We start from the raw sequence: 26286 nt of genomic DNA, 5'->3' as shown, positions 1-26286 counted from the left end.
ATCAAAGCCGGAGGTAGCCCGTGCATCTGATCGTTATGCGTCATGGTGAAGCCGGCTGGCACACCATCGACCAGGAACGCGAACTGACTGAGGCAGGACGTGCCTCGGTTGCCTCCGTGGCGGCGGATATTGCTGAATCTCCCTGGCGCCCCGAGATTGTCTGGTGTAGCCCGCTGGTCCGGGCCAGACAGACGGCGGCGATCATGTCCGAAATCATCAATTGCCCGGTGATTGAAAAGGACTTCATAACGCCGGATGACGACCCTGGGCGCTGCCTGGATGAATTGCTGGAAGTGGTGACATCGCCGCTGATGCTGGTTTCCCACATGCCATTCGTTGGTGCCTTGTCCACATTGCTGGTGGATGGGCATCGCCGCGGTATCCCGTTCATGACCTCCCAGGCGATTCTTCTGGAAATGCCAGTTGTAGGGCCGGGGTGCGCGGATATCAGGGCCCAGTTCCTGCCCTGATTCAGGCAAGTCAAAGCAGAAGAGAGTGTTCGATTCCTATATGTACAGTTTTCCCATCGATTACGTAGAACCCGTTTTCCGACCGCCCAGCGAGGCGAAATCCCTCATTTTGCCAGTCACCAATGGCTGCTCCTGGAACAAATGCACCTTCTGTGATTAGTAGAATTAAATTTCTGTACTAAAAACCCCTTAAAAATCCCCAATAGCTCCTAATCCGCACTTTCTTTTTTCTTTAAGCACACTATAGTGCTATTAAAAATATACTACAAATACGAGAAAAATGTGCTTAATAGTGTTTGTGTGGAAGCGAACATCAGAATGGATAACACCGGACTCCAGGTCAGTCTTCCGGTAATCGTGACGCACGATGGCCTGCTGAGAAGTTATCTGGACTATTTGATCGTCCATCGGAATAAGTCACGGAGTTGGAAAGACAGAAGCGCCTTCGCAGTCCGGCTTTTGATCGATTACACGAAGCAAAATGAGGGCTGCTTCGATAAACCTTATGAACTTTTTCGAGAGTTTTCCAACAGCCTTTACACGGGAACGATTGGCGAGGACGGTAATGACCCCAGTTGGTTGCGCTGGAAACCACGCTCAGATAACGATGCGGCCTTTTTGATCAAGCTCATTACAAGTTACACCGACTGGTTGGCTCGCCAACACGAAGAAAAAAAATTCCAGATAAACCCGAAGGTCAAACCAACTCGTTACGAGGAATGGATGGGGTTGGCAGCCCACTATCAGAAAAAGCGCCGTGCCTTTTTATCCCATCTTTGGGCAAACAATCCGGATCCCTCTTATTCTCGATATGTCATGCCCAGGAAGGTTTCTGGCTCTAAGGGTACCGAAAGCAAGAAAAGTTTTCCGGAAGGACGGATTGATGATTTGCTTTGGGATGGATTCGTTCGATACGGCTTCGAGACCAGCGATAGGATTCATGAGCGGCTCGACCTAAAAAATGTACTGATCACGATGCTGATGCACTATGGAGGGCTGCGCCTTAGCGAATGCTTTCACCTTTGGGTAGAAGACATTATCCCCTGGGAAGATGGAACGGCGCTTGTAAAAGTCTTTCACCCCGACAAAGGAAAAGTCGGTCAGAACAGCCCAAGCAGGCGAGAAGAACTGCGTCAGCGGTTCGGCCTAAAGCCGCGATTCGAGTACCCGAAATCCCACACCCTGCATGCGGGCTGGAAAGATCCGAAAGAAGACAATGAAAATAGGCACTTCTTACAGGTTTGGTGGTTTCCACAATCTGCGGGCGAAACCTTCAATGAGTTATGGCGGCTTTACCTGACCTATCAGCGGTATTCGGACGATGACAATCATCCGTTTGCGTTTACAACACGCACTGGGGCTCCTCACTCGATCAAAGGCTACAACCAGTCGCTCAAAAGAGCAGTAGAACGAATCGGCCTGCCATTCTCAAAAGAAGCTGGAACGACGGCCCATGCCCATCGTCACTCATACGGGCAGGCGTTGTCTGACGCCAAATCCAGCTCCCTGATCATTAAAAATGCTCTCCATCATAAATCGATAGAAAGTCAGCAAGTATACACCGAACTGTCCGAGAAACAGATGCGAGCGCACTTGAAGAGGCTCTCACCCGAACAGCACTCGATATCTGCCATTTCGAAGGGAATTTCACATGACGACTAAATACGCCACCTACGCCGAAGCGTGCGAGGCCGCGCAGAAGTTGGGTTTTAAGACGGCGGCAGAATACCAAAAGGGCTATAAGGAAGACGACAGGCTGCGAAGAATGCCGGACAAAGCCTACCCAGATGAGTGGGTAAGCTGGCCTCATTTTCTCCGTAATGCACAACAAAAATACATTACCCTCGACGAAGCGTCAGCGGCCGCACGGGCGCTGGGTTTGATGAGTCAGAAAGAATACTACATGGGGTATAAAGATGACCCCAAACTGCCGAGTAGCCCCGAACAGTCCTACCCCAATGAGTGGGTGGGCTGGTACGAGTTTTTGGGTACAGAGCGTCCGGTTGAGAAATACTCCACCCTGGCCGAAGCATCAGAGGCCGCGCGGGCGCTAGGTTTCAAGAGCCAGAAAGAATACAACACGGGGTATCGAGACGATCCCAAGCTCTCGCGCACTCCCCAGCAGTCCTACCCCGATGAGTGGGTGGGCTGGTACGAGTTTTTGGGAACAGAGCGTCCGGTTGAGAAATACGCCACCGTGGCCGAAGCGTCACAGGCCGCGAGGGCGCTAGGTTTCAAGAGTTCGAAAGAATATCGGGCGGGGTACCGGGACGATCCAAAGCTTCCGCACCTTCCCCAGCAGTCCTACCCGGATGAGTGGGTGGACTGGTGCGAGTTTTTGGGAACAGAGCGTCCGGCTGAGAAATATGCCACCTTGGCCGAAGCGTCTCAGGCCGCGCAGGCGCAAGGTTTCAAAAGTATAAATAAATACCAGGCGGGGTATCGGAACGACCCCAAGCTGCCGGGTCGCCCCGACCAGGTGTACGCCGATGAGTGGGTAGGCTGGTTTAGCTTTTTGGGAAACGAAAGCGCGTTCGATCCAGAATTACTCACCGTTTATCCGAGGTTCTGGGAAGCAATCCAGAGATATGTGGAAGCAGGGACCAACCAAAACACTAAATACTATCAGTTAAGAGCCTTCTTAAAAGACGTTGTTGCGAAGCAAAACCTACCTGACAATCCCGGCGCCATGCTGTCGAAGGACATACCGTTCAACGAACGCATTTATGAGGCGTTCGTCCAGTCGACGGGAGATACCCAAAAAAGGACAAGGCACAACATTTGTGCGGATTTCTTTGACTGGGCTTTAGACACCTATTGTTCCGATGAGGACGATGAGGGCGTGCTGCTTCTCTTGCCAGGATATCGCAACCCATTGCGGACCGTTCTCAAAGGCTACTTGGACCAGTTGCCAACCATAAGACGCAGCGAGTCCAACAAACCGCCGCTCCCAATGGACTCTATCGTCCGCGCCAGAAAGCATCTGATTCCTTCGGAGATCAAATCTTTCCGCGATCTGCATCAGTTACATTGCTTTTTGGAGGACTGCTGGTTTGAGTGCGATCCCGAATTAATTGATGAGACCGATCCAAACTGCATTTATCGGACCGTGACTAAGGATCGTAGAAAGTCGGATGGTGAGCGGTATTTTGAGGAGGCCGTCGAACTCTGGTCGCCGGTCAAGGTTGTGGCGAACTACATGTTGTTGTCGATGCCGCTGCGCGGGCAGCAAATCTGTTGGCTGGACAGTGGCGAGGGCGACGAGATCATTCCTGTCTGGCACGACGGTGAGGTTCGATGGGTCAAAAATACCAGTCATCTTGCCACTCCGAAGCGCAACCAGGGCTTCCTGCGAAGAGGCGAAGACGGGGAACTGAGTTCCTACATCACGACGAACAAAACCGGAAAGAAACTCGGGGGCTACAGCGTGCCCTATATGCCCGATGACCTGGCCTACTGGGTGATCCAATTACGGGAATGGCAAGCCAAGTACAACCCAATCGAAAGGTTAACCCCTTGGACTGCAATCAAACTTCGACAAAAAACTAACAAGGACATCCTCAAGAGAAGGGGGACGCAGGCGTTTTTGTTTCGCGATCCGGCTTCGTTGGCTTGCGAAGACAAAGTTTCGCCCATGTTCACGACAACCGCCTTCGCACGCACCTTGCCTGCGTTGCTATTCTATAGCCAGAAACTAGGGGAAGACCTCGCTGAGAAAATTGAGAAAAAGAACAGTGTGGAGTACAAGAGCCAATTTACCCCCCACGCTCTGCGGGTCAGCCTGATTACGGCGTACATTGTCGATGGGGGAATGCCCATCACTGTGATCTCAAAGTTGGTTGGCCATGCGTCACTCGTAATGACAATTTACTACACGAAAGTTGGCCATAGCCTGATGCGAAAGGAGTTGGCTGCTGCCGAGAAACGGGCGATCGAACAAAGTCTGGACCGCTACCAGGACCTCATCATCCAGAAGAAGATTGATGAGGCTCGACCAGAGCTCATTGCCACAGATCGAACCACTCTGGATCAGTGTTTGAATTCGGACTGGCCGGCCGCCGCCTTTCAATTGATGAGTATCGGAATTTGTCCCGTGGGCGGAGCCAAGTGTGACGAAGGTGGTGAACCATTGGTCGAGCGGAAGGCCGAGGCTTTTTACGCGCCGGTTCCCAGTGGCTATCTGGGAACGAGAAACTGCCCCCGATGCCGGTTCTTCATCACGGGCCCAGCTTTCCTTGGGGGCTTATCGGCCATCGCCAACGAAGTCATTCTCGAAATTAACGTCATCCGCAAGGAATACCACGAGCTGGAGGAACAAAGGCAGGCGTTCGATGACGAGCGGTACGATGCCGAGAGTGCAGGCAAGGTGTTTGGGAACGCAAGAAAACTCAAAAAGTCACTGCTGCTTACGAAGAAAAAGCCAAAAAACTCGACATGCTGGCGTGCGACCTCCAGCACTTATACCGGCTCATCACTCAATCTACGGCACTCTTGAGCAAAACTGAGACGGATAAACAGCAATTGATTGTCAGCGAAAATTACGTGGAAATGGGCATGCATCTGGAAGAGCAGCAAAGCGATTTCAGGCTATTGGCTGAAGTTTGCGCGAACGCCGAAATCTACGAAAGCGCGAGTGCGTCCAGAGCACAGCCTTTGCTCAGTCAGATGTTAGATAAACTTGCTGACACCAATGGGATCGCTCCGGCAATGTTCAGGCTAACCGAAGACCAACAGCTCAAGGCTGCCAACCAGGTTGTTCAATTGCTTATGAAGGAAACAGGGAATGACTGGCACCTTGCTGACAGGTTGGTGAACGGTCAAATCTCGCTGGAAGACCTGGCTGAACCATTGAGATTCGCTGACATACGCAAAGAGATCGAATCGGTCATGAATGGGTCTCTGAAATTCGCGTTAGGAATCGAGAGCTGCCATGAGTGATCCAAACGAAGTCTACGAGGCGGTACTGAGCCAACTAAAAAGCGCTCGCTCAAGAAAATCCCTGGAAGCACTGCATGAGGTCTGTCAGGAGCATCATAGCTCGGGTGCCGTTGATTTTAGAATCGCAACGATTGCCAAGCTCGGCGATAACCGTGGGGTTCCGAGTGCTCAAACGATCCGGAATAAAACGGGCGAACCGTATCGAGCTTTGATTGAAGCATGGCAGGCGCTTGGCGATCAGAAGAAAAAAGAAATCAAAGGTCGCATGACGCCGTCTGGGAAATATGATTGGGTGGATGATCTGGGAAACCCGACTCACCGTTACCTTGTCCTCGATTTGATTGCGCAAGTGCGTCACCTGAGAGCCGAAAATAAAGGGTTTGCGTCGATTAAAAAGCTGGAAATTGACTGCCGTTCCGGTTCGGAAGTTGCGGTTGAATCACAACTTCCAAATTTCCTGAGTCATGAGTTGGACGCACTGAAGGAAGCGATTTCTGATGAGTTCCTGATGCGACAGGGTTGGGTTCGAGGGGAACGTGGAAGTATCAAGGACCAAAACGGCAAGGTGATCTTCCGTAATGGCTTCGTTGACATCATTGAAAAAGTGCTGAGTTTAAAGCATGTCTAATGGACAAGAGAAAGCTCGCCAGAACCTCGTTGGCTTCCAACGCTGGGCGGCCACGCAAACGGACGAGGATTTTGAGCAAATCGTTCACCGGGGCCAGTTAAACCGTGGCGAGCTAGCGAAAGCCATTGGCATCGGCAAAAGCGCTCTGCGTCAGAATCCAGCCATCAAGGACGCACTGGAAACGTTAGAGCAAGGTCTACGTGAGCGGGGTGTACTGCCACCACTTACTCAGGAGGCTTCGGTTCAGAGGTCTCAACCTAAACGCTATGATCCCACGGTCAACCAGAAAGCTTTGGAGTCCCGGCGTCTCTCGGCACTGGAGCAGGAAAACATCGAGCTGAAAGCTCGTGTGGCAACCCTCGAAGCCAAGCTCAAACGTTACGGCGAGCTATCGGAGGTACTAACCGAGTTCGGGGTAGCGCCCGATGCATGAAGACTATTTTCGTGTTACCAGCTGCCAACACAGTGGCTCAAAGTATACGATCTTCACAGGCATCCCCATCAAAGCCGACAGTTACAAAATCAATTCGGGCAAATACATTGTCAGCATCCGATGCGAAAACCAGTCTCTACCGATCCAGCCTTCGGTGGGGCAGCAGTGGCGGGTTCGCGGCCAGCGGGCCCTTGAGGCCGTCCAGGCGGGCGATTATGAGCTTCAGCAGCATCTGTATAACGATCCGGCTGAGATGGAATGCACGCTGCCGGAAACGGGTGAAGCGCTCATTCGCTTCATCGCTACCGAGAAAGCCTTCACTGGAATTGGTGAGTCGAAAGCTCGCGCCCTCTGGGAAGCCTTCGGGAGCGACCTGCACTCGTTGCTCCAAACGGACACGGAAGAGCACAGAGAGTGTCTTAGAGACGTTCTGAGCGACGCATCAATTGAAGCCCTGTATAACGGCTACGCCAAGTATCGGAATCTCGCACACGCGAACTGGCTCGCTTCACTGGGCATTCCGCTGCGTATTCAGCAGCGTATTCTCAAATATCACGATGAGCGCACTGTCGATATCCTAAAAGCCAATCCCTGGGCTCTGCTGGGCTTTGGGATGCCGTTCGCCGACATCGATACGATGTCCGAGCAATTGGGCTTTGAGAAATCAGCTCCGGTGAGGCTCGCAGCTGCCCTGGAAAGCGCAATCCGCAGGCAGGTCGAAAAAGGTCACACCTACGCAACGCATCAAGTTTTAAGGCCCGAGATCATAAAGCTTCTGGGCGATAAAGACCTGGTTGCCGAGGTCTTTGCCAATGGCTATCTCAATGGCCAGTTCATTCTCAGGCCACAGACCGGCACCTATCACCCGACTGCACAGATAATAATGGAATCGGTGGTCGCCAAGCGGCTCAAAACACTGGCAACCATCACGGACGAAGATGAATCCGTTTTCAAAGCACTGACCGAAGCCGCCCGGGAGTTGCCTTACGATCTTACTGAGCATCAACTGGAGGCGGTTGAATCCAGTCTCACCAACGGTGTGTCCTGCATTACGGGCGGTGCCGGTACTGGAAAAACCACGGTGCTTCGGACCGTATTAAAGGCTTACGCCGCACTGGGCTATGAAATACACGCCGTGGCGTTGTCTGGGCGGGCTGCCATGCGACTGCACGAAAGCATCGGTTTTTTCACCATGACGATTGCTCGCATGTTGCGGGAGGAGCCGATCTCACCCTCTCTGGTTCAGCCCAAGCACCTCTTGGTTATCGACGAAAGCAGCATGATCGACCTGCCGACCATGTACCGGATCGTCACGCACCTTGATCCGTCGGTACGTATTATTCTGACGGGCGACCCAAACCAACTGCCGCCCATAGGCTGTGGCAAAGTCCTCTCAGACATAATCGAATCTGGCGCAGTTGCCAATGTTGAGCTGAATATCGTGAAGCGTCAGGAAGGCTCAACGGGTATCCCTGAATACTCTGCCACCATCAACCGGGGCGATGTTCCTCCATCGTTATCATTTGGTGCAATCACGTTCCACGAGACGCCTCCGGAGCGTGTAGTCGATAAGTGCAAGACCCTGTATGCCGAATCCGCTCACAATACCCAGATTATCGGTGCAACGAAGGCCCTGGTTGGCGAGTTAAACCTGGAATGTCAACGGCTAATCAATCCAGGCGGCCAGAGGCTGGAGTTCAAGCTGCATGGGGATGATTTCTTTATTGATCTGAGGGTAGGCGACCCGATCCTATTCACTAGGAACAACTATACTGTCGGCATCCAGAACGGATCTCTTGGTGTCCTATCCTCAGCAGACCGCGCTTTTCAAGGCGACCAGGAGACATTTGGTGTCGTAACTCTGGATACCGGAGAGGAGATAGACATCACCGAGGATGTGTTCGACTGCATGGAACTTGGCTATGCGATCACGCTCCACAAGGCTCAGGGTAGCCAGTTCCCAAGAATTATCGTGGTAGTACAGAAGGGCCGCATTTCCGACCGAGCATGGCTTTACACCGCGATTACCCGCGCCGAGGCAGAAATCCATATTGTTGGGCAAGTTAGCGATTTCGAGGTAATAACAAAAGCGGAAAGCCATGCGAATCGGCGAGCGAGTTTTTTGAGAGAACTACTGACAGAGAGGAAAAGGGATTCGGGGGTTGTCTGACAGAGCACTACCCCCTCATCGCCGGTCGCGGCCAATGGGGCCTCAGGCTGTGCCGCATTTCCAGCTTAGCGGATCATCCCTGGTCCTTAAATACCTCTGGTGAATCGCCGCTTGCGGCGAGAAGGCAGAGCCCTGTTCCTGTTCATCAAATTGTGTTCATGAAAGCACTTGAAGCGATCCAAAACGTTTGTTTCTAAACAAAAGCGAACATTCGCAATCCCTTCTAAAACAGCGCTGACTTAACTTCGGTAGCGAAGAGCGTCCGCTAGCAAGGAAAAAGCCGGCGAAGATTGCAGTCGGCTTGTGTAGTAGAGGTAATATCCAGGGAAAGTCATGCGAAATTTCGCGAGCACTTCCACCAGACGTCCGTCGTTTAGGTGCGCCCTGGCCATACTCTCCGGCACGTACGCTATCCCATATCCGGCAACAGCTGCCTCCATTACCTGATGGATGCTGTTGAATATGAGCTGGCCTTCTCCCCTTATTTTCAGCTCGCGTCCTCGATCTTTAAAGGTCCACGTAAACACGCCTCCATGCGTCGGCAGCCGGAGATTAATGCAATCGTGGTCTGTCGTGAGATCCTGCGGTCTGTTCGGCTCACCCTGCTGGTGCAGATACTCTGGCGATGCCACAACCACCATCGGTATCTCGGGGCTGATTGGGAGCGCAATCATATCTTTTTCGACTAGCCCGCCCCGCCGTACGCCGGCGTCATAGCGTTCCGCAACGATATCCACCAGACCATAATCAACGCTCAGTTCGACTGTGATGTCGGGGTATTGGTGCAGAAAATCCCTGATTCGAGGCCAGATGAAGGCGTTGATGGCGTATTCATCGGCAGTGATACGAACCGTGCCGGCAGGTTTTTCCTTTAGCTCGGTGATTTGAGATAGCCCAGCTTCGATATCCTGCAATGGCTGCTCGACCAGCGCCTTCAGCTGTTCCCCAGCCTCAGTCAACGTGACGCTCCGCGTTGTCCGGGACAATAGCCTGATGCCCAAACGCTGCTCCAGATTTTTCACCGTCTGACTGACCGATGACTGGGAGGTGGAAAGCTTTCCAGCGGCCCGGGTGAAGCTTTGCTCTCTGGCCACCGCCATGAAGGCGAACAATTCATTGAGGTTGTCTTTCATAATTAATTAGAAAATACGATAAAGGTATTTCGATTATGGCCTATAATCTTCTTAATGTCTCCCCGATATAGTGGTCTCCATCGGAAAACGCCAATGGATTGATCCAGAAGACACTCGGTCCAGATATCGGGAGAGAATTTATGAAGGCAGTACTTATTACCGGAGCAAGTTCCGGCATCGGAAAAGCGTTGAGCTATCAGTTTGCCGCCCACGGCCACAACCTTGTCATTGCAGCGAGGCGGCAGGAAGAGCTGGACAAAATCAAACAGGACATCGAGTCCCGCTTTTCAGTCAAAGTGATTGTGAAGGTGAGTGACCTGGCTATCGACGGCGGCGCGGACCGCCTTTATGAAGAGCTTCGAGAGTTCGACATTGAGGTGATGATCAATAATGCCGGTTTTGGTGATTTTGCCATGCCATGGGAGATGGATCTGGCCAAGGCCCAGACCATGGTGGATTTGAACGTCCGGGCCCTGACCACCTTGTCCTTGCGTTATGTCAGGGACTACTCAGACACCCAAGTGACACTGCTGAATGTGGCCTCCATCGGCGGTTACACCCAGTTTGATATCGCCGTCACCTACTGCGCAACCAAGTTTTACGTCGCATCATTTACCGAGGGGCTGGCCCAGAGCCTTATGGATCAAGGCAAGCCGATGCGCGCCAAAGTTCTCGCCCCTGGGCCAACCGAAAGCGAGTTCGTCACGCACTCATCTGAGAAAGGCGCGATCGAAGGCGACGGGCTGTTTCCGGAGAACGCCTTTATCACGGCGGAACAACTGGCCCAATACGCCTACCAGCTTTTTGAAAGCGACCAGGCTGTGGGCATCGTCAACGACGAAAATCAGTTGGAGCTGAAAGAGCCCATTTACCCATATGTGCAGGTACCTCACTGATCGAAAGGCCCGATAGCAGGAAAACTTTCTAAAAATTCGATTTATCTCAAGAGGACGCCAAATATGAACTCAATCGAATTCCCGAACAACGATATCTCCATGGCCGGGCACTTATATTTTCCTGAGTCCTTTGACCGGAATAGTGCCTATCCCGCGATCGTCTGTGTCCACCCCAGCGGCGGCGTAAAAGAGCAGACCGTGTAGTGGTCAACTAATCCCGGACAGTATTTTAAGGTTTTCCTCAGCGGCAACGGGAGAAATACCACCGTTGAACGTGTGAGGTCGTTGCCGGTTGTAGTAGTCCATCAGATAGCCACCAACATCTTTTTTGGCCTCAGGCAGGTTCCGATATCCCAAGGCCGGTATCCACTCAGATTTCAGGCTCCTGAACAGCCTCTCCATCGGTGCGTTGTCCCAGCAGTTGCCACGTCGGCTCATGCTTTGTGTCATTCGATAGCGCCATAGTCTCTGACGGAACTTACGGCTTGCATACTGGCTTCCCTGGTCCGAATGGAACATAACTTTCTCTGGGTGACCGCGCAGTTCCCAGGCGTGGTCCAGAGCTTTGACGACCAGATCTGCATCCGGACTGGATGACAACGCCCAACCAACAACGCGGCGAGCATACAGATCCAGCACGACAGCCAGATAACTCCACCGCTGGCCGCTCCAGACGTAGGTGATGTCACCACACCAAGCCTGATTGGGCCGGTCTACCGTGAACTCGCGGGCCAGGTGGTTCGGGATATCCGGTCGTTCGACCGTGGCCTGCTTGTAAGCGTGAGGGCCTGGCTGCTTACAGATCAGCCCCAACTCGCTCATCAGACGTCGAACCTTGAAGCGCCCGACGACAATGCCTTCTTCGCTGAGTAAGCCCTTTATTGTCCGGCTGCCGGCAGAGCTGCGGCTCTTCGTGAACAGCCGGTTTACCTGGGCCTTCAGGGCCAGACGCTCAACATCCACACGGTTCCGCCGTTGGCGGTATTCGTAGTAACTAGAACGACTGATATCAAACGCATTGCAGACCATTTCAACAGGTATTCGCTCACTCAACTGGTCTATCAGCGCGTACGATTCATGTCGTCCGACATCAAGAGAGCGGTAGCCTTTTTTAGTATGTCTTTCTCCTGTTCAAGGCGCTTGCAGCGGGCTTCCAGCTCCTGAATACGGCGCTGCTCCGGGGTTAACGCCTTGCCCTTCGGGGTGACACCGTCACGCTCCTCGGTCAATTGGTTAACCCAGCGCCGGATAGCACTTTCACCAATTCCCAGAGACACGCTCGCCTGGGGAATCGTGTAACCTTGATCCAGCACCAAGCTGGCTGCTTCCTGTTTGAACTCAGGAGAAAAAGAACGTCGCTTTCTGGTCATCAGACACCTCGTTTATGGTGGCGATATTACCACCTACGTTGGTGTCCGGAATCATTGAACCACTACACCGTCGGGCTTTACGCAAAAGAACTGGCACAAGCCGGATTCGTCACGCTTGCCTTCGATGCCTCCTATCAAGGGGAGAGCAGCGGTGAGCCTCGTCAGCTTGAAAATCCCTACCTTCGGGTTGGAGATATCAGTGCCGCGATCGACTACCTGATAACTCTGGACTATGTCGACAACGATCGCATTGGAGCTTTTGGGGTGTGTGCAGGAGGTGGTTACGCCATCAATGCCACGATGGCCGATCGCCGCATCAAAGCTCTGGGTACAGTCAGTGCGGTCAACTATGGCGATATGTACCGTTTCGGATGGGATGGCACAGAAGAACCTGGACAGTGTCTTCCGTTTCTAGACCTGGCCGCCCAGGCGATGGTGGATGAGGCCAATGGAGGTGCCACCCAGTACCTGCCCACAACGCCGGCAAGCGCTCAAGCAGCACCGAACGCGGACCTGGCCGAAGCCTACGAGTATTACCGCACCCCCCGGGGCGAGCATTCCAATGCTCCCAGCCGGTTTACCACCCGGAGTCTCGCACAATTGGTGACCTTCGATGCTTTTAACAATGCCGAGATCTTTCTGACTCAGCCTCTACTCGCCATTGCTGGAAGCGACGCGGGCACTCGTTGGATGTCTGAAGCAATAGCTGAGCGCGCCGCCGGGAATAATAATTATTCGTATATTGTGGAAGGTGGAACGCATGTGGGTATGTATGACCGGCCTCGCTTGGTCTTCGCTGCGATGGGCCGACTGGCCCCTTTCTTTAACGAACACCTTTGATCAGTCGAGCAAATACAGGAGAAAACACCATGAGAAATGTGACGTTCAAAAGCTTAATTGGTGAAGTCGCCGCCAACCTTCACTTGCCGAAGGACTTTGATGAGTCCAAGCAATACCCCGCGCTGGTCGTTGCTCACCCTATCAGTAGCTGCAAGGAGCAGACCGCAGGTATCTACGCGGAACGATTGGCGGAGCTGGGTTACGTTGCACTGGCCTTCGATGCTGCCACCCAGGGGGCAAGTGGTGGAGAACCATCTTACCTCGAAAATCCTGGTCTCCGAGTGGCTGATTTCAGTTCCGCTGTGGACTTCCTGGTGACCCAGGGGTTCATCGATGAGAACCGCATTGGAGTATTAGGAATCTGCGGTGGTGGTGCCTATGCGGCCAATGCAGCCATGAGTGAGCGCCGTTTCAAAGCGGTAGCGACGGTCGTAGCGGCCAATTACGGTCGTCTGGTTCGAGAAGGCGATATGAGCCCCAACGCTGCCATTAATACGTTGGAAGCCGTGGGGCAGCAGCGCACTGCCGAGGCTCGGGGAGAGGAACCGATGATCACCGGGTACGCTCCCAACTCAAAAGAAGAACTGGAAACAGCTGGCATTACGGACATCGATGTGGTTCAGGCAGTGGACTACTATCGTACGCCACGTGGTCAGCATCCGGGTTCCCCAAACAAACTTCGATTCACGAGCATAGGCGCGGCAGCAACTTTCGATGCTTTCCATCTAACCGAAAAGCTACTGACGCAGCCGTTGCAGATCATCATCGGCAGTGTTCCTGGAGCATTCGGTTCCTACCGGGATGGCTTTGAGCTATACGAAAAAGCCGCTTCAACAGAGAAGGATCTATTGATCGTTGAAGGTGCAAGCCACTATGACCTGTACGACCAGCCTGAACCGGTCAAACAGGCCGTGGAGAAATTGAAAACATTCTTTGGTAAATATCTCTAAGTGGCGGCTTATGCCTGAATAGGGGATGTGTAAGCTTTGATAGCGGGGTGTTTTAACGGTCAGTGTCTCTGCACTGAGCTGCAATCGGGCTTTGGCCGAGGCGGTCATCGCCAAGGGTGATTATGTAGTTATTACCGCGCGCCGCCTGGATCGCCTGCAAGCTATCGCTAAAGGTCATGAAGATCGCGTATTACCGTTGGCCCTCGACATGACCGATAACGTGTCCCGCGAAAAGGCCGTGACTGATTCGGTAAACCGCTCTGGCCGAATCGATGTGCTTGCCAACGTGGCCGGAAGGGGCTCCATGGACGCGGTAGAAGAATTTTCCGAGGAAGAATTGCTTCGCAGTTTGAACTGAATTTCTTTGCAACCACGGAAATGACTCGGGCCGTTCTGCCATAGATGCGTCAACAGGGGGAAGGGCACATCCTTACCGTGACAAGCGTCGGAGGATTGGCTGCCATCTCGGGTACTGGTCCCTACTGCACGAGCAAATTTGCGCTGGAGTGCTTGACTGAAACCCTGTCGAATGAGGTCGCGTCACTGGGGATTCGCGTCTCCATCGTTGGGCCGGGATCGTTCCGGACCGGATTTGCCGGAGATGTCAATCTGCGGCCTGCCAATCGAATTGAGAGCTACCGTTCCGTCGTAAGCCCCGTTGAAGACTATTTCGAGGGGGCGGCCGGAAAAGAGTTAGGGGATCCGTCGAAGGCCGCAGCCGTGAATCAGGAGGCGGTCGACAACGAAACTGCGCCAACGCGACGGATGCTGGGCAAAGATGCCTACGATCTGTGGGGTCAAACCATTGCCAGTCGCATTGATGAAATCAATTCCTGGCGAGTCCGTGGTACAGAAACTGCCTTTGCTGATGTCGATATAAAGCCTATTGGTGGTTAAGCGCCCCAGTACATGAACAAGGTGGCATTAGGCCGCAAATATTTTACCTTCATTACTCGGAGAAAATTTCATGAATACCTTGTCCCAAAAAGTCTGGCTGATCACCGGCGCCTCGTCAGGTTTCGGTAAGGCACTGGCCGAGGCAGTTATCGCCAATGGCGACGTTGCTGTGATTACTGCACGCCGGCTCGATCGCCTGCAAACAATCGCTCAAGGCCATGAAGATCAGGTGCTACCTCTGGAAGTGGACGTTACCGACGCCGCCGCCCGTGATACGGCTGTGGCCGACACTATCGCTCGGTTTGGCCGCATTGATGTGCTGGCCAATGTGGCGGGGCGCGGCGTGGCCGGTGCTTGCGAAGAGTTCAGTCTCGACCAATTGCGTGAGCAGATGGAGCTCAACTTCTTCGCCGCCGCAGAATTGACCCGCGCTGTACTGCCACAGATGCGCAAGCAAGGCTCAGGAAACATCCTGACCGTCAGCAGCATCGCTGGCCTTGTCGCGATGAACGCAGCGGGCCCATACTGCGCCGCCAAGTTTGCCATCGAAGGATGGACCGAATCGCTTGCCATTGAGGCCAAGCCGCTAGGTATCAACGTAACATTGGTAGAACCCGGCGCCTTCCGTACCGAGTTTGCAGGTGACGTCAACATGCGTCCGTTGCAAAGCATCGCTGCATATCGACCGATGGTTGAGCCGTTTGAAACCTATCTCGAAACCTCAGCTGGAAAGCAGATTGGCGATCCATCCAAGGCAGCGCAGCGCATGTTGGAAGTGGTTGCCAGCGATCAACCACCGGTGCGCCTGATGTTAGGACGCGATGCCTATTCAATATGGGGAACGACTATTGCCAAGCGCCAAGAGGACCTCGAAAGTTGGCGCGCTCAAGGTGAGGACACTGCGTTCGACGACGCGGAGTTCAAAGAAATCGAACTGTAAGCGACCCAACACAAATCAACTCCCAACGACGTAATGGGCGAGCCCTTCCGGTTCGCCCCATCGCCCAGGCTAAAGCTTGCTAATGATGAGCGCTATGCGTTCATGCGGAGCCTTCGGATAAATAATTGATACAAAGAAAAAATCTTATGGAAAGTAAGCAAGTTCCAGTAGCGTCCGGCCTCGGATTTAACAGCTCCGTTACCGATGTATTAGTAGATGTCGACCTCACCGCTTAGTACTTCTTGTGAAAATTTAGTACCTTCTGTGGCTATTCTTTAACACTTTCTGAGGTCGTCCAGCTCGGACTCGAAAGAAGGGCGTCAACTCGCGCACTTCTCTTTCACTCGCTTGAAGTTCGCCACGAACTTCTCATAGAACGCCCCAAGCTTGACGACTTCATGGAGGAATTTGAGTCCGATATGCGTCGTTTGGTCGGTGATAGGCCAACCTTTAGAAGAGTCATTGTTGAGCAACTCCCACGGTCACAAATTGCCACCAAGTGCGCTGGGCGACATCGTGAGACCCCCAACTATCAGCGTGAAACTCGCGGCCTGTGGTTTGAACTATTCCATCATTAGTGCTTCTGCGCCTAAGAGGGGGATTCGGCCTATGCTCAGAATGTTTGTGTGCGACCCTCCCGCGCCTTGGGAATATCTATTCAACAGAACCTACCAGGTAATGGTCGCCACCGTGGAGGGATTTGGACTGGCCTACGTACCGGAAAGCATGGCGAAGTCTTACATCGACAGGGGGCGTCTGGTGGAAGTGTTGGAGAGCTTCAATATGGTTTTTCCAGGTTACTAACTGTGCTACACAAGCCGACTTCAGTCGTCTACGGCATTCTCATTACTGGCAGATGTGGTGTTGTATGCGAAGGCGCTCAGCGGCTGAGTGCGCTGAACTCTTCACAGTGTTCGTCCATCGAAAGCGCTAGGACAAAATGGACAGTCTGGAGTCAACCCCGGCAGATGTTGGCTCTGCAGATCCGTTGCTGTCTTCTGCTTCACCAGATTCCTCGCGGGAAGCAGGGCGTTTATTCAGCAAGGTTGCCAGGGCCGGGAGTAATACCAGGGCGCCAATCATGTTCCACACAAACATGAATGTCAGAAGTAACCCCATATCGGCTTGGAATTTAATGGGAGACATCACCCAGGTTCCTACCCCGATACCCAGCGTGAGCCCGGTGAAAGCAACAGCTTTGCCGGTGGTTCTTAAGGTATTGAAGTACGCATCATGGAATGACTGGCCTTGCTTGAGAAAATATTCCAGCTTGCTATAAATGTAGATGCCGTAGTCCACACCGATTCCCACACCCAATGCAATGACCGGCAACGTGGCGACTTTCACCCCAATACCGAGTTGCGCCATTAGGGCCTGGCACAAAAGTGAGGTCAAGGCCAAAGGGAGAAGGATACAAAGTACCGTGCGCAATGACCGGAAAGTTAGTAGACACAGAATACCGACGACACCGTAAACCCACGCGAGCATCCAGTATTGGGCTTTCGCGATAACAATATTGGTTGCCGCCTCAATGCCTGCATTCCCGGCCGCCAGTTCGATTTCAATACCATAGATCTCCGAGAACTCCGATTTGAACGCTTCTGCCTCAGCGACCACCGACTCAAGGGTTTTCGCCTTGTGGTCGTCTAGGTAGACGAATACTGGCGTCAGGCTGCAGTCAGCGTTAATCGTACCCGGAGCCGCCTTGATCGAAGCTTGATCGAGCAGTTGTTGGTTGCGGTTGAGGGCGAGCCACTTGATATAGCCCTCATTATAGCCTGCCATCATTTGTTTGGTATGATTAACTAATGACTGAGACGATTGAACGCCCGGGAGCTGTTCTAGTCGCCACTGTAATTGATCAATCACGTCCAGTGCCTGGTAATCAGAGCATTGATCCTTCGCGGTTTGAACCATAACTACAAAGATATCTGTACTGGTGCTGTAGTTCTCCGTAAGGAATGCGTTGTCACGATTATAGCGGGAGTCCGGGCGTAGTTCCGGTGCTCCGGCATCCAGATCGCCGATCTTCAAGTCCTGACTAAGATAAACGCCTCCGGCTGCGAGGATGACTGCAGCTGTAAGGGCTACTTTGGCTCTGGACGGCCTAGTGAGCGAGGCAAGAAAGTGCCAAACAGGATGGTGGTCCTTACGCTCATTGGACTGCTGACGTTTTATTGCAGCCTGGCCGATTCCGATATAGGACATCATGACCGGCAAGAGGATCAGATTGGTAAGAATCAGCACAGCAACCCCGATACTAGCGGCGATAGCCAGATCCTGAATCACAGCAATATCAATAACCATGAGGGTGGCAAAGCCCACTCCGTCGCTGACTAGAGCAATAATGCCTGCGATATAGAGGTTGCGGAAAGCCAACCGTGCTGAACGTTCTTTGCCGGCGCCGAAAAACATCTCATGGGCAATGGCGTTCACAATTTGTACGCCATGACTGACCCCAATGGCAAATACAAGAAATGGAATGAGGATTGAATAGGGGTCCAGTCCGTACCCGAGAGTTTTTAGCAGCCCTAGTTGCCATACAACCGCCACAACCGAGCACAAAAGGATGGACAACGAGCTCCGGAGGCAACGGGAATAAGCGTAGAGCAGCACGAGGGTGATGAGCAGTGCAAGGCCGAAGAACATCGCTACCAGATAAATGCCATCAATTAAGTCACCGACGACTTTGGCAAAACCGGTAATATGGATGCCTATATTCTCGCTCTGGAACTTATCACGTATTCGCTCTTCAAGTTGATTGGACAGTTCCTGGTAATCGATGGCGTCGCCGGTCTCCGGGTTGAGCTCCATGAGAGGGGCATAAATCATTGCGGAACGAAAATCGTTGGCCACCAATGCGCCAACCTGACCCGATTTGAGTATATTAGATCTCAGGTTTTCCAGTTCCTCCTTTGAGCCATCGTAACTTGGACCCACAACGGGACCACCGGTGAAGCCCTGTTCAGTCACCTCGTTCCAACGTATGGCCGGTGACCAGATCGACCGCAGTGCCGATCTTTCTACACCCGGGATGTAAAAAACTTCCTCGTGGACCTGTCTCAGCGTTTCCTGAAAATCCGGGGAGAAGATATCGCCTTGTTTTGCTGAAACCACCACCCGAAGGGCCTGGCCCAGGCCCTGCAGGTCCTGCTTGTGTTCCAGATAACTCTCCACATAGGGATGGCTGGTTGGAATCATCTTTTCAAAACTGGCATCCGGCTCAATCCGGCTAGCCTGAACAGCAAGGTATATAGTCAGTAAGAGGAAGGTGAGGATGAGAATTGCTCGGTGACGGAACACGAATCGCTCGACTCCGGCTTCCGAGTCGGCGACTGGATGTCGCAGATGATGTTCTAAATTGGAGTTCATGACTGTAGCTCCCTTATTGATCGTGGGTCAGGGGTTGAGCCTGAATGCCACCCAATCCGACGGTTAGAAGTTCCGTCTCCAAGGAAATAACTTGGCTTAAGGGAAGGCGATTGTCGGCTTGCCGGATTTCACCAACGTGACCGTTCCGGTCAATGAATACAGTTACCCCCTGTGTACCTACCAGGACGGCCGTACCATCCGGCAGTAGGGTGCCGCCAAACAACGAGGAACTGGTGCCGGTCTCAATCTCGGTCCAACTGTCTCCGTTATCTAGAGACTGGAAAGCGTGGCCGCGCAAACCAAAGGTGATAAGACGACCGCCTCCGCTGCCCAGAATCCCAAAAAGTGAACCATCATATGGGCTATCGAGCCGCTGCCAGGTTTGACCATTGTCGGCGGAGCGGAACAGGGCGCCGGCTTCGGCTGTGATGTACAAAGCCTGGCCAACTTTGCGAATGCTATTGAGGTGCAAAGAGTAGGGGTTTTCCAGCCGGTCGAGCCAAGAGATCCAACTTTCGCCGCCATCAATTGTCCTGAGAATCAGACCAAAGGCACCGATTACAAAGCCCTCTTGCTCATTCTGGAACCAGACATCCAGAAACGGGCGGCTGGCGCCTTCTTCGAGAAAACTGCTCGCATCCTGTGCGGCATACTCCATGGCCTCAAGGGTCTCCTGGAGGGCGGACTCTTCTTCTGGCGCAGCATCGCTCAGGGCTTGTTCGGCCTGCTCCTGCAGGTCTGTAGCATGTTGCTCTATCAGTCTATTGGCTTCGAAACCGTTTAGCAGAGTGCGCCAAGTGAGCCCGCCGTCTTCCGTTTTAAGCACAACGCCGTCGTGTCCAACCGCCCAGCCAATGTTGGAATCTGCGAAGAAGCAACTGGTGAGGGTGGTACGGACCGGAACTGCGCTTTGTTCCCAGCTCAGGCTGTTAAGGTTGTCCGTCCAGATGATGTGCCCCCGTTCGCCTACTGCAAACAGCCGGTCTCCCGTCCGTGTTATATCGAGAACCAGAGAGTGTTCGGCCAGTTCGGTGGGCCGGGCGGGGGTTTCAAGCGCGTCCCCTTGTGTGAAGGCGGGAGTAGAATAGCTCCATGCGAAACACAGCGTGGATATCCATACCGCCGTCAACAACCGGGTACCGTGGCGCCGAAAAGTTTGATCAGTCATAACCATCGCTCATTCTTGTTGTGGAAACCGGGCCGCAGATCGGCCCGGAGCGATCATCAGAATTTGTTTTATCGGCGGCTCATTTTTCGAACCTGTGCGGGTGTATAGAAGTTGTCGTCTTCCCCTTCGTAGTACCGTACTGGCTCCAGATCAACTTCGTTGAATGCGTATGCTCCGTTTTGCAGGTCTGTATGCCAATAAGAACGAATAGCAGTGACCGGCACGTCATACGCATTAAGGAAATTGGAGAAACCTATACGCCATAGGTTGTCACGACCGTCATAGATATCAGTTGCTGCTATTGCCCAGCTGTCCTCATCCACATAAAACGTGCGTTTATGGTACACATGTCGGGCTCCCTCTTTGAGTTGGGCTTCGATAACCCAAACTCTGTGGAGTTCCCAACGAGCTAAGTCAGGATCAGGAAAATGCGGAGTGGCTATTTCCATAATTGAGTCTAGGCCTTTTTGAGCTTCAAGCAGCATTCCATTATTATTGTAGGGAATGTAAATCTCTTTTTTGCCAATTAGTTTGATGTTGTAACGATCTGGTGTTCCGTTGAACATAAAGGCATCGTCATAGGTAGCCTGGCCGGCAAATTGTGCATTTGGAGTATCATGGCTAATGGTAGGGGCGCGACGAACACGACGCTGACCAGGAATATACTGCCAAGCCTGTCGGGGAGAGATTGCAGAATTGAGTGGGTCACGTAACAGAATTACTTCACCTTTGCGCCGCACAGGAAGGGAATATTGGAGCATTAGGTGCCAGATATCGCCTTCGAAGCTTTCGAGGGTTCCTGCGGGGTTATGGTAGGGATACGATTCCCACATTTCGCCCTGACCAACGGTCGTTTGGCCATTCGGATAAACAGTGAGATTGATGTAGTTTTTTTGAGAGCCGCGACCAAACCAGCGGAGGTTATGATTCCAGAGGACTTCAAAGCCATTTTGAGGAATTGGAAACGGGTATCCACCATAGGCTTTAGTGACACCACTACCGTTCTCTATAAGGAGAGTCCGAGTAGCGTTTTCTTTGGTGAAATCATAGATAAACTGCGGTGCGGCTGCAGTACGGTGGGTGGGATAGATAGGCATCCTGAAATCAGGATAACGCTCGAACAAGGCGATCTGTCCTGTAGTCAGGCGCTCAGCATACTGTTGATAGTTTTCGGCTGTGATGGTGAAAAGAGGAGACTCGTCGGCAAACGGATCAATGCGCGGACCGCCTGACACGTAGCCCGGAGGCGGCGTGGTCATTCCACCACTCCATGCCGGAATCGTTCCATCGGAGTTGCCGGCCCGTTCCGCGCCTACGGGCGTCAATTCATTACCGAGTCGTGCAGCCTCATCTGGAGACACGGCAGCGATGGTTTGGCCAGCACCAATGACCAGAGCGAGCAGCGGTATAGTAATTTTCAGCTTGTGAATACTCATTTGAGAACTCCTTTCCGGATCTTTTCCGGATCGTTATTGTTGGTTGGGAAAGTTAAAAGCGATATTTGTAATACAGAGACGCGTAATCACGGTCCGCATTCAGGTGTTCCAATTCGAGACGGCCTTTATCTTCGAGAATGTCAGTGGGGCTGGTCAGGAACCAGGTGTAGCCTGCGCCAAAGCTGTGTCCCCCAGTGTAAATAAAGTCCGCTGTCAAGCCTGCTACCCGGTTTCCCTCCACGAACGTAAACGGCACTGCAGAGACCCCGTTGAAGTCATCCCGATAGGTAAGACTGACGTTCAGGTCCAGTCCGCTGGCAACGGTGAAGTAGTCTGCCGATAGCCGAGCGATGGCGCTTGAAGCACTGCGATCACCGTGCAGGGCCGAGGAAATGTCGGAAAGGTCCAGGTCAAGGTTGTTCTGGGCGAATCCGTCTTTATCCAGATCGAGAACGCGGTTGTGGGCTACTTCAGCTAACAGGACGAGATTGTCCCAGAATGCGGAGCTGCCAAAGATATGTACGGCAGACACCTGGGCTTGGAGTGTATCGGCTTCGCTATAGTAAAACGCCTGGCCATCGGGGTGGAAACCGTTCAAGCGAACAGGCTGCCCATTACGAAAATTAACCTCGCCACTAACGTTAGTATCACCGAAGACCGTTCCGAAACTTGCGCCAATCAACTTGACATCTTCGAAATACTCAAGCGTGGCATACGAGCCAAGACCCTGAGATGGGGCAAATTGGATGGAAGGCATAAAGTCATTAAAGTTCAGGTAATAGAGACCAAACTCCGTATGGTTAAGTGATTCCGCTAGGTAACGCATGGCTACCCCATATTGACCTTCATCAGGCTTGTCGCGCCTCACCTCGAACGGGAAGGCTCCACTGACCGGCAGATCGACGATATCTCCCGCCGCTTTCCAGCCAAACACCTCTACGAAGTTGAAATAAGTACCTGGTGAATCAATACGCGTTTCTTCCCATTCATACTGGTAGTAGGCACTCACTGAGAGACTGTTATTTAGGTCGAGCGAAGCATAAACTTGACCGACGGGAAGGAATATGTCCTTAAGTTCAGGGCTGGGGGTGTTTGCTTTGGTGGCATCTACAGGGCCCTGAGCAGACGAGATTCCGCCACCGAGAAAAACGCTCTCACCCCAGCTGACGACTTGGCGACCGAGCCTGACATCAAGCATGCTTTCTCCCAGACCAATAGACTGATAGAGAAACGCATCCAACAATTCGATTTCCGAGCGGTAGAGTTCAATGCCATCCTTCTGAAATGGCTTGGAGGTCCCTACTCCAAGTATTGGGTTACTCTGCTCTGCCAAGGCTCTGTCATCATAGACCTCGTCATACCAACCACGTGCTCGCAGAAAAACACCTCCTGAACCGTAATTTATGTCCAGATCCGACCCAAAGCTGACTCGATTCTGGATCATGTCACCCTTATCAAAGTTACGATTGCCGTCGTCAGTGACTAAAGCGACGATTTGATTTCCGCCGGCCGAAAGTACTTTGGAGTCCTGACGCTCCATCCGCCACTGGGCGTCGTAACCCAGGGTGGTATCCAGATCTACGGAAACGCCACCACCTGGATCGAACGACAGAGCATGAACTGGCAGATGCACTGCAGAGGCTATCGCAGCAACGAGAGTTACGTGAACTCGCTTCATAGGGGACCTCGTCTTTATTGTTATCGAACGGTTTTGCCAAAACGGGGTGCTTTGGCTCAGTTTCAAACTAACAAAGCGAGGCTGGCGCCCAACCATCCGAAAGGATGGATATGGGTTAGATATGGGATGGATGCGAATGGAGCAGAGACAGCCGCACCCTGGGGCAGGCGCGGCTTAGGAAAAGGTGTTGATTATTGAATAAGACCGCGCCGGCGCGCCTCGGCGAGGGCTTCGGTCCGCGAACGCACATCAAGCTTTTCATAAGCCCTGCGGAGATGCCATTTGACTGTGTTCACTGAAAGAAAGAGCTGTTCAGCAATCTGTTCATTCTTCAGGCCATCGCCAACGAGCGTGAGCATCTGTAATTCCCGATCTGACAGGGGCTCGACAAGGGTGGCTTCGTCTGATGGGCCGCGTATGACTGCTTCATTGGCGGCTTCAAGTAACTGGAGACAATAGCCCCGTCGTTCCCGGAAGCAGGCGGCGGGCTTGTTGGCCCATTCCTGGTATAGCGATTTCAGCAAGTCGATGATGGTTCTGCCTGAGTCCGCGAAGGTTCTGATAAAGCCGCAGGCCCGCCCCAGGTCAATGGCTTCGGTCAAGGTATGCTGAGCTGCCTCCTGGTTTCCCATTCTCGAAAGGCACTCGGCTTTGAGCAGTAGTACTTGAATCTGGCGGCCGGTCCGGGCACCGGATGCCTCTGTCAACTGGGAGAGTTGTTGCCAGACGGTGGCGGTATCGCCCTCTTGCAGGGCCTGCCGCAATGGCACCAGGTCCAGTGCTACCCATTCGCTGACCGGATCAATATACCTGATCCGGTAGGACTGGCTGGTGTCCGGAGCCATATCGATATCGGCCAGATAGTCTCTGGCCAGATCGAGTTTTCCTTCAAGTTGCGAGAATCGCACTCTTTGCAAACGCATTGACTGGATTAGCCTTGGCAAGGGCCAACGAATACCGGCGATTTCCCCTTCGTCCAGGCGACTGTATGCAAGCTCTGTATTTCCCATCGCGAAGGCGATTCTGGCGGATGTAAGGAAACTCAGAATGACGATGTCCGGGGCAACATTCTCTCGGCCCAAGGGGGCGTAGTCTTTTAAGAGGTCTTCAGCAGTTGCCAGCTCGTTGAGTTCATATAGCAGATCTATCTCAAAGCCGTTGACGACGCCTTTGGCAATTTCATTGGGGGCCGCATTTCCCGTTTGATCATAGTCAGGTCCAAGGCCGACATTGCCGGCGATTTCCCTGGCCCGCTGCAACTTGCCTTGTGATCTCACCCTCATAGCGGTAATCATATCGGCATAAGCCAGGCCCAACGCACTGTTCGCTTCAAGATGCGATGCCCGTGCCTGGAGTACGTAGCGTTGAGAGCTTTCGTGGTTTTCGAAACCGAGTTCGGCGAAAGCGATAATGTTAGAAAGTACCCCCCGCTCAAAGTGGCTTTGATCAGACTGGAGGTGTGAAAGGTTTTGTTTCGCCATCTCACTGGCACGAACCATGTTGTCTTCCGCAGTCATCAACAGTGGTTCCAGGATAGGTATCTCGGCCAATGTTTTATTGACTTCCAGAATGGAGGAAACGTGTTCCATCATGGAACTGTAGCGTTGTGCACTTCCCAGCTCGTGTATCAGAAGATTGGCCAGACAGAGATTCGCGATCAGTTGATAATGCCCATCCAGAAAGGAGTCCGGTATGTGTTTTGCCAGATCCGAAAGAGTTCGAAGCTGGCCTTTTTCAATTAACGACTTGCTGACATCTTCCAGGATTTCCAGTGCCAATTTGGGGTTATTAGCGGCAATGGCGTAGTGCACCGCCTCAATCCGCGAATTGTGGTTAGCGAACCATCGTGCGGCAGTTTCATGGAGCAAACCGTACTGGTTTGGCATTTGCTGCTTTAGCCGGTTACGGAGAAATTGCCGCATAAGGCCGTGCATCCTGAACCACTTGCGCTCCGGATCAATAGGCTGGATAAATAGACCTTTGCGGCAGAGACTCTGTAGCTGGGTCTGAGCGCCGGATTCCTGGGTTAGGGATTCGCAGGCTCCGGCTGTCATTCGGTTCAGAATTGAAACCTTTAGAAGGAATAGCTGCTGTTCCGTCTCAAGTTGCCGGAACACCTGTGCGTAAAGAAAATCAGCAATCTGCTCAATTTCACCGCTGAGTGCATTGATCCAATCGACGTCTTTCTCCCAGTTGTCCTGGCACAGTAAGGCCAATCGAGCACCTGCCAACCACCCTTCTGTTTTGTCGACCAGGATGTCCAAACGTTGCTTGTCTATGCGTCTGGAACCGTGGAGCTCTGTCAACCGGGCAGCTTCGTCGCTGCTCAGTTTCAGGTCCGGCTCGTGCACTTCGAGCAACTCACCCTGCATAGCCAATTTGGAGAGATCCCATGCCGGCCTGGTTCGTGATGCGATCACCATTCGGGCACCGGGGGGGAGGTAATCCAGCATCCAGTAGATCAACTGCTGGGAATCCGGGTTGATCAGATTCTCAAACTCGTCTATGAACAGTATTGTTGGTGCCCCGGACTCGGTCATCAGACTGGTTAGCTTGGCAGCATGGTTACGCGTAATCCGGGTAGGCTCGGGGAGTTGAAGACTGGCAGACTTGTCACTTTGTAATGCGAGAAATAGGTAGGTAAACAGGCGAACCGGGTCGTTATCATCCTCGTCGATCGTTAACCAGGCTGTCACCTGTTTCTGCTGTTGAAGTACCTGGCTCCCCTGGGCCATCAGGGTGGACTTTCCATAGCCAGCCGCAGCGGTAATCAGAATGAGCCTTTTAGGCTGCTTCGTTAGAAGTTTTTCCAGCAAGTGAGGCCTTTCAAGAAGATCGTATCCCCAGCGAGCAGGAGGGGACAGCTTGGTGGCCATAGCCGGATGCAGGTTCTGGTACTCGTTGTTCATGTTGGACCTTCGCAAGATACTATTATTATTGTATGCGATGCGGAATCAAGTGACCTCC

Annotated in this window: 22 protein-coding genes and 1 pseudogene; 16 read left to right on the top strand and 7 right to left on the bottom strand. The window is 52.8% G+C overall.

Annotated features, from left to right (window positions below; translation table 11 throughout):
• Positions 1 to 20 precede the first annotated feature (20 nt).
• The 8 genes and pseudogenes from EHN06_RS10765 (at position 21) to EHN06_RS10735 (ending at position 8639) form a co-directional block, all read left to right on the top strand.
• Entirely contained in the window at positions 21 to 470 is a 450-nt protein-coding gene (locus EHN06_RS10765) for a SixA phosphatase family protein (protein ID WP_127332579.1), read from the top strand.
• A 40-nt stretch (positions 471 to 510) separates the two neighbouring features.
• Positions 511 to 627: pseudogene (locus EHN06_RS10760) on the top strand (radical SAM protein); the annotation flags it as partial.
• A gap of 161 nt (positions 628 to 788) precedes the next feature.
• Positions 789 to 2132: a gamma-mobile-trio recombinase GmtY gene (gene gmtY, locus EHN06_RS10755; protein ID WP_228257273.1), complete on the top strand. Its 1344-nt coding sequence runs from the start codon at positions 789 to 791 to the stop codon at positions 2130 to 2132.
• Complete coding sequence (locus EHN06_RS10750; RefSeq protein WP_228257272.1) at positions 2122 to 4965, top strand: VPA1269 family protein; 2844 nt, start codon at positions 2122 to 2124, stop codon at positions 4963 to 4965. The genes gmtY and EHN06_RS10750 overlap by 11 nt, the downstream gene beginning before the upstream one ends.
• A gap of 26 nt (positions 4966 to 4991) precedes the next feature.
• Entirely contained in the window at positions 4992 to 5408 is a 417-nt protein-coding gene (locus EHN06_RS21500) for a hypothetical protein (protein WP_228257271.1), read from the top strand.
• Complete coding sequence (gene gmtX, locus EHN06_RS10745) at positions 5401 to 6036, top strand: gamma-mobile-trio protein GmtX (RefSeq protein WP_127332577.1); 636 nt, start codon at positions 5401 to 5403, stop codon at positions 6034 to 6036. The genes EHN06_RS21500 and gmtX overlap by 8 nt, the downstream gene beginning before the upstream one ends.
• Complete coding sequence (locus EHN06_RS10740) at positions 6029 to 6469, top strand: VPA1267 family protein (RefSeq protein WP_127332576.1); 441 nt, start codon at positions 6029 to 6031, stop codon at positions 6467 to 6469. The genes gmtX and EHN06_RS10740 overlap by 8 nt, the downstream gene beginning before the upstream one ends.
• Positions 6462 to 8639, top strand: coding sequence for an AAA family ATPase (locus tag EHN06_RS10735; RefSeq protein WP_127332575.1), 2178 nt, complete (start codon positions 6462 to 6464; stop codon positions 8637 to 8639). Before EHN06_RS10740 ends, EHN06_RS10735 begins: the two co-directional genes overlap by 8 nt.
• Before the next feature lie 239 nt (positions 8640 to 8878).
• Here the strand turns inward: EHN06_RS10735 and EHN06_RS10730 are convergent, their stop codons facing one another.
• Positions 8879 to 9772, bottom strand: a complete 894-nt coding sequence (locus EHN06_RS10730; protein ID WP_127332574.1) for a LysR substrate-binding domain-containing protein — start codon at positions 9770 to 9772, stop codon at positions 8879 to 8881.
• A 140-nt stretch (positions 9773 to 9912) separates the two neighbouring features.
• Here EHN06_RS10730 and EHN06_RS10725 point away from each other — a divergent pair, with 140 nt between their 5' ends.
• Positions 9913 to 10668 carry an SDR family NAD(P)-dependent oxidoreductase gene (locus tag EHN06_RS10725; protein WP_127332573.1) on the top strand — a complete coding sequence of 252 codons (756 nt, stop codon included), beginning with the start codon at positions 9913 to 9915 and terminating at the stop codon, positions 10666 to 10668.
• 63 nt (positions 10669 to 10731) lie between these two features.
• Positions 10732 to 10872, top strand: a complete 141-nt coding sequence (locus EHN06_RS21170; RefSeq protein WP_164735602.1) for a hypothetical protein — start codon at positions 10732 to 10734, stop codon at positions 10870 to 10872.
• 3 nt (positions 10873 to 10875) lie between these two features.
• On the opposite strand, the gene EHN06_RS10720 is transcribed toward EHN06_RS21170, so the two are convergent.
• Positions 10876 to 12038, bottom strand: a protein-coding gene (locus EHN06_RS10720; RefSeq protein WP_085986438.1) for an IS3 family transposase whose coding sequence is annotated in 2 segments (ribosomal slippage) — positions 10876 to 11783 and positions 11783 to 12038 — 1164 coding nt in all. Because the reading frame shifts where the segments join, the coding sequence is not laid out codon by codon here.
• A 54-nt stretch (positions 12039 to 12092) separates the two neighbouring features.
• On the opposite strand from EHN06_RS10720, the gene EHN06_RS10715 reads away from it, so the two are divergent.
• The 6 genes from EHN06_RS10715 to EHN06_RS10695 all read left to right on the top strand — a co-directional run bounded on the left by EHN06_RS10715 (position 12093) and on the right by EHN06_RS10695 (position 16469).
• Positions 12093 to 12878 (top strand): alpha/beta hydrolase, encoded by a 786-nt coding sequence (locus EHN06_RS10715; RefSeq protein WP_206075652.1) that lies wholly within the window; start codon positions 12093 to 12095, stop codon positions 12876 to 12878.
• A gap of 29 nt (positions 12879 to 12907) precedes the next feature.
• Positions 12908 to 13828: an alpha/beta hydrolase gene (locus EHN06_RS10710; RefSeq protein WP_127332572.1), complete on the top strand. Its 921-nt coding sequence runs from the start codon at positions 12908 to 12910 to the stop codon at positions 13826 to 13828.
• 91 nt (positions 13829 to 13919) lie between these two features.
• Positions 13920 to 14186 carry an SDR family NAD(P)-dependent oxidoreductase gene (locus tag EHN06_RS21620; protein WP_206075651.1) on the top strand — a complete coding sequence of 89 codons (267 nt, stop codon included), beginning with the start codon at positions 13920 to 13922 and terminating at the stop codon, positions 14184 to 14186.
• Between the two features lie 44 nt (positions 14187 to 14230).
• Positions 14231 to 14725 carry an SDR family NAD(P)-dependent oxidoreductase gene (locus tag EHN06_RS21615; RefSeq protein ID WP_265936891.1) on the top strand — a complete coding sequence of 165 codons (495 nt, stop codon included), beginning with the start codon at positions 14231 to 14233 and terminating at the stop codon, positions 14723 to 14725.
• Between the two features lie 70 nt (positions 14726 to 14795).
• Complete coding sequence (locus tag EHN06_RS10700) at positions 14796 to 15665, top strand: oxidoreductase (protein WP_127332571.1); 870 nt, start codon at positions 14796 to 14798, stop codon at positions 15663 to 15665.
• 609 nt (positions 15666 to 16274) lie between these two features.
• Positions 16275 to 16469, top strand: coding sequence for a hypothetical protein (locus EHN06_RS10695; RefSeq protein WP_127332570.1), 195 nt, complete (start codon positions 16275 to 16277; stop codon positions 16467 to 16469).
• Positions 16470 to 16595: 126 nt separating this feature from the next.
• Here EHN06_RS10695 and EHN06_RS10690 read toward each other — a convergent pair whose 3' ends face one another.
• The 5 genes from EHN06_RS10690 to EHN06_RS10670 form a co-directional block, all read right to left on the bottom strand.
• Complete coding sequence (locus EHN06_RS10690; protein ID WP_064230384.1) at positions 16596 to 19037, bottom strand: efflux RND transporter permease subunit; 2442 nt, start codon at positions 19035 to 19037, stop codon at positions 16596 to 16598.
• A 13-nt stretch (positions 19038 to 19050) separates the two neighbouring features.
• On the bottom strand, positions 19051 to 20211 hold the full coding sequence (locus EHN06_RS10685; RefSeq protein ID WP_206075649.1) for a WD40/YVTN/BNR-like repeat-containing protein: 1161 nt from the start codon (positions 20209 to 20211) through the stop codon (positions 19051 to 19053).
• 62 nt (positions 20212 to 20273) lie between these two features.
• Positions 20274 to 21641, bottom strand: a complete 1368-nt coding sequence (locus EHN06_RS10680; protein WP_064230383.1) for a DUF1329 domain-containing protein — start codon at positions 21639 to 21641, stop codon at positions 20274 to 20276.
• 52 nt (positions 21642 to 21693) lie between these two features.
• Complete coding sequence (locus EHN06_RS10675; RefSeq protein WP_127332569.1) at positions 21694 to 23319, bottom strand: DUF1302 domain-containing protein; 1626 nt, start codon at positions 23317 to 23319, stop codon at positions 21694 to 21696.
• 191 nt (positions 23320 to 23510) lie between these two features.
• Positions 23511 to 26228, bottom strand: coding sequence for a LuxR C-terminal-related transcriptional regulator (locus tag EHN06_RS10670; RefSeq protein ID WP_127332568.1), 2718 nt, complete (start codon positions 26226 to 26228; stop codon positions 23511 to 23513).
• Positions 26229 to 26286: the final 58 nt, after the last annotated feature.

Origin of the sequence: Marinobacter sp. NP-4(2019) (assembly GCF_003994855.1) — a bacterium.
GTDB lineage: Bacteria > Pseudomonadota > Gammaproteobacteria > Pseudomonadales > Oleiphilaceae > Marinobacter.
Note: the sequence above shows the minus strand (reverse complement) of the source record. Positions and strands in the feature narration are given on the sequence as shown.

Bases quoted from the DNA above. Each gene is read 5' to 3' on its own strand.
- gmtY (WP_228257273.1), top strand. From the start codon at position 789: ATGGATAACACCGGACTCCAGGTCAGTCTTCCGGTAATCGTGACGCAC.
- EHN06_RS10750 (WP_228257272.1), top strand. From the start codon at position 2,122: ATGACGACTAAATACGCCACCTACGCCGAAGCGTGCGAGGCCGCGCAG.
- gmtX (WP_127332577.1), top strand. From the start codon at position 5,401: ATGAGTGATCCAAACGAAGTCTACGAGGCGGTACTGAGCCAACTAAAA.
- EHN06_RS10740 (WP_127332576.1), top strand. From the start codon at position 6,029: ATGTCTAATGGACAAGAGAAAGCTCGCCAGAACCTCGTTGGCTTCCAA.
- EHN06_RS10735 (WP_127332575.1), top strand. From the start codon at position 6,462: ATGCATGAAGACTATTTTCGTGTTACCAGCTGCCAACACAGTGGCTCA.
- EHN06_RS10730 (WP_127332574.1), bottom strand. From the start codon at position 9,772: ATGAAAGACAACCTCAATGAATTGTTCGCCTTCATGGCGGTGGCCAGA.
- EHN06_RS10725 (WP_127332573.1), top strand. From the start codon at position 9,913: ATGAAGGCAGTACTTATTACCGGAGCAAGTTCCGGCATCGGAAAAGCG.
- EHN06_RS21170 (WP_164735602.1), top strand. From the start codon at position 10,732: ATGAACTCAATCGAATTCCCGAACAACGATATCTCCATGGCCGGGCAC.
- EHN06_RS10710 (WP_127332572.1), top strand. From the start codon at position 12,908: ATGAGAAATGTGACGTTCAAAAGCTTAATTGGTGAAGTCGCCGCCAAC.
- EHN06_RS21615 (WP_265936891.1), top strand. From the start codon at position 14,231: ATGCGTCAACAGGGGGAAGGGCACATCCTTACCGTGACAAGCGTCGGA.
- EHN06_RS10700 (WP_127332571.1), top strand. From the start codon at position 14,796: ATGAATACCTTGTCCCAAAAAGTCTGGCTGATCACCGGCGCCTCGTCA.
- EHN06_RS10695 (WP_127332570.1), top strand. From the start codon at position 16,275: ATGCTCAGAATGTTTGTGTGCGACCCTCCCGCGCCTTGGGAATATCTA.
- EHN06_RS10690 (WP_064230384.1), bottom strand. From the start codon at position 19,037: ATGAACTCCAATTTAGAACATCATCTGCGACATCCAGTCGCCGACTCG.
- EHN06_RS10685 (WP_206075649.1), bottom strand. From the start codon at position 20,211: ATGGTTATGACTGATCAAACTTTTCGGCGCCACGGTACCCGGTTGTTG.
- EHN06_RS10680 (WP_064230383.1), bottom strand. From the start codon at position 21,641: ATGAGTATTCACAAGCTGAAAATTACTATACCGCTGCTCGCTCTGGTC.
- EHN06_RS10675 (WP_127332569.1), bottom strand. From the start codon at position 23,319: ATGAAGCGAGTTCACGTAACTCTCGTTGCTGCGATAGCCTCTGCAGTG.
- EHN06_RS10670 (WP_127332568.1), bottom strand. From the start codon at position 26,228: ATGAACAACGAGTACCAGAACCTGCATCCGGCTATGGCCACCAAGCTG.